This is a genomic window from Burkholderia sp. ZZQ-2 (assembly GCF_050768715.1).
GTDB classification, from domain to species: domain Bacteria; phylum Pseudomonadota; class Gammaproteobacteria; order Burkholderiales; family Burkholderiaceae; genus Burkholderia; species Burkholderia cepacia.
Genome location: NZ_LDVA01000329.1, coordinates 1 through 4,118, shown reverse-complemented (window position 1 = coordinate 4,118; position 4,118 = coordinate 1). Strand labels below are relative to the sequence as shown.

The following is a 4,118-nucleotide window of genomic DNA, read 5'->3' as shown; positions in this document are numbered from 1 at the left end:
TGGAGCGACCCCACGTATCTGAGGACACGAGGACTCTCTTAAAATAAGGGATAGTCTTGTGCCTATCAGTAAGCCTAGTCATTACGTGGAAAGCATCGAAATTCTGACCGAGCCGGAGCGCCGTCGTCGGCGCACGGCGCAAGAAAAAATCGCCATCGTGCAGGAAACATTGGAGCCGGGAGCGTCGGTGTCGGCCGTTGCACGTCGGCACGGCGTCAACGCCAACCAAGTGTTCGGCTGGCGCAAGCAATACCAGGAAGGCAGTCTGGCGGCGGTGAAGGCAGGCGAAACCGTTGTGCCGGCATCTGAGCTGGCCGCCGCCATCAAGGAAATCAAGGAACTGCAACGGCTACTTGGGAAGAAGACGCTGGAGGTCGAAATCCTGAAAGAAGCCGTGGAATGGGGCCGTTCAAAAAACCTGATTGCGCGCTCGCCCTTGCTGCCGGGGGACGACCGATGAAGACGGTCTGCGAAGTTCTCGGCGTGGCGCGCTCTGCCGTGGCGGTGAAGCGAGCTCGCTCGTCCGACTGGCGCGATGGTCGCCGTGCCCGCGTGACCAACGATGCCGGGCTGGTCGAGGAGATTCAGGCCCATGTGGCGCACCTTCCCACCTACGGCTACCGCCGTGTCTGGGCGCTGCTGCGCCGCAGTCGGGAGCAGAGCGGTGCGCCGTGCATCAACGTCAAGCGCGTGTATCGGGTCATGCGGGAGCATCAGTTGCTGCTGCGCCGCCCTGGCGTGCGGCGAGATAAGCGGCGACATGACGGTCGCGTTGCGGTGGACCGCAGCAACACCCGCTGGTGCTCCGATGGCTTCGAGTTTCGGTGCGACGATGGTACGCCGCTGCGCGTGACGTTTGCGCTGGACTGCTGCGACCGCGAGGCGATTAGCTGGGCAGCAACGACCGGCGGGCATAGCGGTGATGTGGTGCGCGACGTGATGCTGGCCGCCGTCGAACAGCGCTTCGGCACCACGCAGGCCGCGCAGCCCATTGAATGGCTGACGGACAACGGCTCGGCCTACATCGACCACCGCACGCGCAGCTTCGCTCGCGAACTGGGTCTTGAGCCGCTGACCACACCGGTCCGTTCGCCGCAGAGCAATGGCATGGCGGAATCGTTCGTGAAGACCATGAAGGACAATTACGTCGCCTATATGGACAAGTCTGACGCACCAACAGCGCTCTCGCGTCTGGCTATCGCGTTTGAACACTACAATGAGCGCCACCCGCACAAAGCCTTGAAATACCGCTCGCCTCGCGAGTTCAGGCGTAATGCGGTGTCATCAACCTAACGGTGTCCGCGTGTCCTGAGTTACAGGGGCAACTCCAGATTCCGGCTGATGCCACGGCAGTTCGGGACCCGATGGCAGTGCAGATTCGAAGGAGACGCTGTTAATCCGGCTCGATTATTTGTTGTTGAACTGCGTAGCGGATCAGCGCAGCGTCACTACGGAGGTCTAGCTTTGCGAGCAGGCGCGCCTTGTATGTACTGACCGTCTTGGAATTCAGACCCAGATCCTTGGCGATATCCGAGATGCCATCACCGTATGCGAGGCGTTTGAGCACTTCGTTCTCTCGAACAGTCAAGCGCGCATGCAATGGTGCATCGGGAGGGAGGTCAATCGTACGAATCATGAGCTCGGCGACCTGAGCGCTCATGTACTTGTGCCCGGCAAGCACGGCGTGCACTGCCTGGACCAATTCGACTGCGGTGCTGTCTTTCGTGACGAAGCCAGACGCACCAGCGCCGAACACTGACTTTGCGCGAGTCGGTTCGGCCTTGCTGCATAGCGCGAGTATCAGCATCTTCGGGGCACAAGCGACGAGTTGGCTAATCAGTTCGATGGACCTGACGCCAATGCTAGTGAGGTCAACAATCGCAACGTCAAATGTTTCATTTTTGGCTGTCGCAATTAGTGCATCGCCGTCGGACAACTCGCGAGCAACTTGATACTCACCAGTTCTTTGAAGTATGTACCGAATTCCGTCACGCGTAATCGCATGACGTTCCGCGAGAAGCACTTTCTTCACTTTCGAGCCTCGTAGCGTCTCGCGTACGCTGGCCGCAAACGAACACGTCGATTTGCACGCGCACGCCTGCTCTCGTGCCGTCGTGGCACGTGGCGTTTTGTTATCCCCGAATCAATGAAGCGAAGCTGATCGGCGACGGGCATTCGCCGCCTCGTTACGCGGCTTCCACGATTGGCACCGCGATGGAAGTCGCTTGCGGAGCACGTCCCCTCGCAGAAGACATGCCGATCTTCAATAGTAGGTGATCAGTTTGATAAATTTCAAACAGAAAGCGCCGCCCCGTCGAGTAATTTGGAGCGTGAGCGAGGCTGGGATTGACTGCTGTTGAGGTCAGTCATGACGTTCGTACGAATGGAGTGGAAGACTGAAACGGGTCGATTTCCGTCGGTTGCTTTCGATTGTGAGGGCACGTATCGGGCCGTGCGAGCGTACCTGGACAACCAAGCGGCGTAAAAACAACGGGGCCGGTGGCCCTGCCTCTCAAACAATGCACCGGCCTGCGTATCGGTTTCTACGCAACAGCCAGTTTCGCGCGCTCCGCAACGAAACTCAGCCGATCGAAGTTCATGTTTGCGCCGGACGTGATCGCGATGAGCGTTTCGTTCTCGATCCCTTCGCACTCGGCGTACAGCTTTGCCCCTGCGACGGCCAGGGCACCGGCCGGTTCGAGCACGCTCCGCGTATCCTGGAACACATCCCTCATCGCCGCGCACAGGCCATCGGTATCGACCGTCACCACGTCGTCGAGGTGTTCGCGGCATAACCGGAAAGTCTCTTGTCCAACCAGTTTGACCGCCGTACCGTCCGAGAACAAACCGACCTCCACCAGTTCGACGCGTTCACCCGCACGGAGCGACTGCGCCATCGCGCATGAATCCTCCGTCTGCACGCCGATCACCTTGATGCCCGGTCGCACGGCTTTCACGTAGGTCGCCACGCCGGACGCCAGGCTGCCGCCGCCGATCGGCACGAAGATCGCATGGATCGGCTTTTGATGCTGGCGCAAGATTTCCATCGCCACCGTGCCTTGGCCGGCGATCACGTCGGGGTCGTCGAACGGATGCACGAACGTCAGGTTCCGCTCCTTCTGCAACGTGAGCGCGTGCGCGTAGGCGTCGCTGTACGACTCCCCGGCCTGAATGACCTTGACACGCGAACCACCATGCCTGCGCACGGCATCCACCTTGACCTGGGGCGTCGTGAGCGGCACCACGATCACGGCGTGCACGCCCATGCGAGCCGCGCAGAACGCAACGCCCTGTGCGTGGTTGCCGGCCGACGCGGTGATGACACCGCAAGCCAGCGCATCAGCCGGCATCTGCGCCATCTTGTTGTACGCACCACGCAACTTGAACGAGAACACCGGCTGCTTGTCCTCGCGCTTCAGATGGATCGCGTTGCGACACCGAACCGACAGGTTGTGCGCGAAATCCAGATCGGTTTCGATCGCGACGTCGTAGACCCGCGCGGTCAGAATTTTTTTGAGGTAATCGAACGGCGCCGAAGGATGGGCGGGGCTCTGTACGTGCGCGTCGAATGGGTTTCGGTGCATGAACACGATGATTTCCTTTCCAGGTCAGGGTGGGCAAGCCTAGAAGCGGAAATGAAAAACCCGCCTCGGCGGCGGGTTTTCGTTATCGAGCAAGTACGCGCTAACCCACCATTCGGAGAATGGTGCGAATAATCAGCGCGATGGCGATGGCTCGATGTTCCATGGACACAAGGATTGACGATTATGAGAATGCTGTCAACCAGCGGCGCCTACGCTGAAAGCCAGTCGCATCACGTCGGGCGGCGGCACGTCCGGCGGTGTGCGTTTTCTTCGGTGCCGCTTGCGCATCCTGTCGTGGGGCAGTTTCAACGTGTGAGGTCAAGCGCCCGGCGGCTTTGGGTGAAGCGAACGCCGTGGCCGGACTGGCCGGTTTCAAGGCAGCAACCACGCGTGCCTGCACATCACGCTCACCCACCAGGCTGGACACGTGCTGGCGCGGGTGCTCAATCGCGGCGGGTGGCGGTCGGCCCGGAATGGCCATCGAGGCGATACCAGACCGCCCAGCTGAGTTGGGTCGGTATGCGCTGGTCACCA

The 4,118-nt window shown here is 60.5% G+C and carries 2 protein-coding genes and 1 pseudogene; 1 reads left to right on the top strand and 2 read right to left on the bottom strand.

Annotated features, from left to right (window positions below):
- Positions 1-94: 94 nt before the first annotated feature.
- Positions 95-1,293, top strand: a protein-coding gene (locus tag ABY44_RS30780; protein WP_166488176.1) for an IS3 family transposase whose coding sequence is annotated in 2 segments (ribosomal slippage) — positions 95-410 and positions 410-1,293 — 1,200 coding nt in all. Because the reading frame shifts where the segments join, the coding sequence is not laid out codon by codon here.
- 100 nt (positions 1,294-1,393) lie between these two features.
- Here the strand turns inward: ABY44_RS30780 and ABY44_RS30775 are convergent.
- Together ABY44_RS30775 and ilvA are read right to left on the bottom strand one after the other, a co-directional pair.
- Entirely contained in the window at positions 1,394-2,032 is a 639-nt protein-coding gene (locus tag ABY44_RS30775) for a response regulator (RefSeq protein WP_431643072.1), read from the bottom strand.
- A 514-nt stretch (positions 2,033-2,546) separates the two neighbouring features.
- Positions 2,547-3,584 (bottom strand): annotated as a pseudogene (gene ilvA / locus ABY44_RS30770) (threonine ammonia-lyase, biosynthetic); the annotation flags it as partial.
- Positions 3,585-4,118: the final 534 nt, after the last annotated feature.